Source organism: Xanthomonas sp. SHU 166 (genome assembly GCF_000364685.1).
Lineage (GTDB): Bacteria > Pseudomonadota > Gammaproteobacteria > Xanthomonadales > Xanthomonadaceae > Xanthomonas_A > Xanthomonas_A sontii.
This window is the reverse complement of the sequence record NZ_AQOJ01000586.1, coordinates 1-3261: the sequence shown is the minus strand read 5'-3', so window position 1 is coordinate 3261 and position 3261 is coordinate 1. Positions and strand designations below refer to the sequence as shown.

The following is a 3261-nucleotide window of genomic DNA, read 5'->3' as shown; positions in this document are numbered from 1 at the left end:
GCACGCCGGCCGCCGCCGCGGCGTCCAGGACGCGGCGCGTGCCGTCGACGTTGACCTGGCGGAAGCGCGCCGCCGGCACATGCGCGACGTGCGGGGCATGCAGCGCGGCGGTGTGGATCACGGCGTCCGCGCCCTGCAGTGCGCGCGCCAGCAGTGCGGCATCGTCGAGGTCGCCGACCCAGTCGGTTGTGGAGCAGGGCGTCCGGTCGAAGCCGCTGACGTGGTGCTCGCGCGCGAGCCGGATATGGATCGCGCGGCCGACCCGGCCGGCACTGCCGGTGACCACGATCTTCAATGGGGACGGTGTGGACATGGGCATCGGCGATGCACTCGAAGGCGCGCTGGGCGGCACAGGCGCTATGGGGGGGCGCCTGCGGTCGGCGTGGGCTCACTCCGGATCGTAGTCCAGGTTGGAGGCCAGCCAGCGTTCGGCCTGTTGCAGCGAGACACCCTTGCGCCGGGCGTAGTCGGCGAGCTGGTCCTTGCCCAGCCGGCCGACCACGAAGTACTGGCTCTGCGGGTGGCTGAAGTAGTAGCCGGACACCGCGGCGGTCGGCAGCATCGCGAAGCTCTCGGTCAGCGACATGCCGGCATTGCGACCGGCATCGAGCAGGGCGAACAGGGTCTGCTTCTCGCTGTGGTCTGGGCAGGCCGGATAGCCGGGCGCGGGACGGATGCCGCGATAGCGCTCGGCGATCAGCGCCTCGTTTTCCAGCGCCTCGTCGTCGGCGTAACCCCAGAACTCGGTGCGCACGCGCTGGTGCAGGCGTTCGGCCAGCGCCTCGGCCAGGCGGTCGGCCAGGGCCTTGAGCAGGATCGCGTTGTAGTCGTCGTGCGCCGCCTCGAAGCGCGCCACGTGCGGTTCGATGCCGATGCCGGCGGTCACCGCGAACGCACCGATCCAGTCCTGCTTGCCGCTGTCGCGCGGGGCGATGAAGTCGGCCAGGCAGAAGTCCGGGCGCTCGGCGGGCTTGTCGACCTGTTGTCGCAAAAAGTGCAGGGAATGGGGAATGGAGAATCGGGAATGGTCGAGCGGCGCGGTCCCGCCTGACGATTCCCCATTCCTGTCTCCCGATTCCCGGTCCGTCAGGACGACAACATCGTCGCCCACCGACTGCGCCGGCCACAGCCCGAACACGGCCTTGGCGGTCAGCCATTTCTCCGCGACGATCCGCTGCAGCATCGCCCGTGCGTCCTGGTACAACTCGCTGGCCTGCTGGCCGACGATCTCGTCGGTGAGGATCGCCGGGAACTTGCCGGCCAGTTCCCAGGCCTGGAAGAACGGGGTCCAGTCGATCAGCGGGACCAGGTCGTCCAGCGGGTAGTCGTCGAACACGTGCAGGCCGGGTTGCCTGGGCGCCGGTGGGGTGTAGGCGTCCCAGCCGCCGTCGAAGCGCTGCCCGCGCGCGTGCGCGAGCGAGACCAGGCGCTTGGCGTCGCCGCGGTTCTTGTGGCGCTGGCGGATCTCGGCGTAGTCGGCGTCGTTGGCGGCCACGAAGGCCGCGCGCAGTTCGCGCGAGATCAGCGACTGCGCCACGCCCACCGCGCGCGAGGCGTCCTTCACCCACACCGTCGGCGCCGCGTAATGCGGGTCGATCTTCAGCGCGGTGTGCGCGCGCGAGGTGGTGGCGCCGCCGATCAGCAGCGGCATCGAGAAGCCCTGCCGCTGCATCTCGCGGGCGACGTGGGTCATCTCTTCCAGCGACGGGGTGATCAGCCCGGACAGGCCGATGATGTCGGCGTTCTCGGCGCGGGCGCGGTCGAGGATGGTCTGGGTCGGCACCATCACCCCCAGGTCGATCACGTCGAAGTTGTTGCAGGCCAGGACCACGCCGACGATGTTCTTGCCGATGTCGTGCACGTCGCCCTTGACCGTGGCCATGACGATCTTGCCGTTGGACTTGCCGGTGTCGCCGCTGCGCAGCTTTTCCGCCTCGATGTAGGGCAGCAGGTAGGCGACCGCCTTCTTCATCACCCGCGCCGACTTCACCACCTGCGGCAGGAACATCTTGCCAGCGCCGAACAGGTCGCCGACCACGTTCATGCCGTCCATCAGCGGGCCTTCGATCACGTCCAGCGGCCGCGCGGCCTGCTGCCGCGCCTCTTCGGTATCGACCTCGACGAACTCGTCGATGCCATGCACCAGCGCATGGCTCAACCGCTCGCGCACCGTCTTCTCACGCCACGCCAGCTTCTCCCGATTCCCGATTCCCGCATCCCGATTCCCCGCTTTCTTGTAGCGCTCGGCGATCTCCAGCAGGCGTTCGGTGGCGTCGCGGCGGCGGTTGAGGATCACGTCCTCCACGCGCTCGCGCAGCTCCGGGTCCAGTTCGTCGTAGATCGGCATGCCGCCGGCGTTGACGATGCCCATGTCCATGCCCGCGGCGATGGCGTGGTACAGGAATACCGAATGGATCGCCTGGCGCACGGTCTCGTTGCCGCGGAACGAGAACGACACGTTGGACACGCCGCCGGAGACATGGCAATGCGGCAGGGTGCGCTTGATCTCGCGGGTCGCTTCGATGAAGTCGACTGCGTAGTTGTCGTGCTCCTCGATGCCGGTGGCCACGGCGAAGATGTTCGGATCGAAGATGATGTCTTCCGGCGGGAACCCGACCTGCTCGGTGAGGATGCGGTAGGCGCGGGTGCAGATCTCCACCTTGCGCGCGCAGGTGTCGGCCTGGCCGACCTCGTCGAAGGCCATCACCACCGCCGCGGCGCCGTAGCGCAGCACCTTGCGCGCGTGCTCGACGAACGGCGCCTCGCCTTCCTTGAGCGAGATCGAGTTGACCACGCTCTTGCCCTGCAGGCACTTCAGCCCGGCCTCGATCACGCTCCACTTGGAGGAGTCGACCATCACCGGGATGCGTGCGATGTCCGGCTCGGACATGATCAGGTTGAGAAAGCGCACCATCGCCTTCTCCGAGTCGATCAGCCCCTCGTCCATGTTGACGTCGAGGATCTGCGCGCCGTTGGCGACCTGCTGGCGCGCCACCTCCACCGCCTCCTCGTAGCGCTCTTCCTTGATCAGCTTGCGGAACTGCGCGCTGCCGGTGACGTTGGTGCGCTCGCCGACATTGACGAACAGCAGGTCCGGGGTCAGCAGCAACGGCTCCAGGCCGGACAGGCGGGTGTGGCGGGCGGAGGACATGGTCAGCTTTCCGAAAACGGGGAGGTGCCGGCGCACGCGCAGGCGGCAGCGTGCCCGCGCAGGACTGCGCGGGCGGGGGCGGCGGGCGTGCGCGCGGCGGACATCAGGCG

2 protein-coding genes are annotated in these 3261 nt (G+C 68.7%); both read right to left on the bottom strand.

Annotation, left to right across the window (positions count from 1 at the left end):
• Positions 1 to 313 (bottom strand): NAD-dependent epimerase/dehydratase family protein (locus tag D180_RS14630; protein WP_157835467.1); only part of this gene is annotated, 313 nt, incomplete at its 3' end.
• Between the two features lie 75 nt (positions 314 to 388).
• Positions 389 to 3151 carry a methionine synthase gene (gene metH, locus D180_RS14625; protein ID WP_017913385.1) on the bottom strand — a complete coding sequence of 921 codons (2763 nt, stop codon included), beginning with the start codon at positions 3149 to 3151 and terminating at the stop codon, positions 389 to 391.
• Between the last annotated feature and the right edge of the window lie 110 nt (positions 3152 to 3261).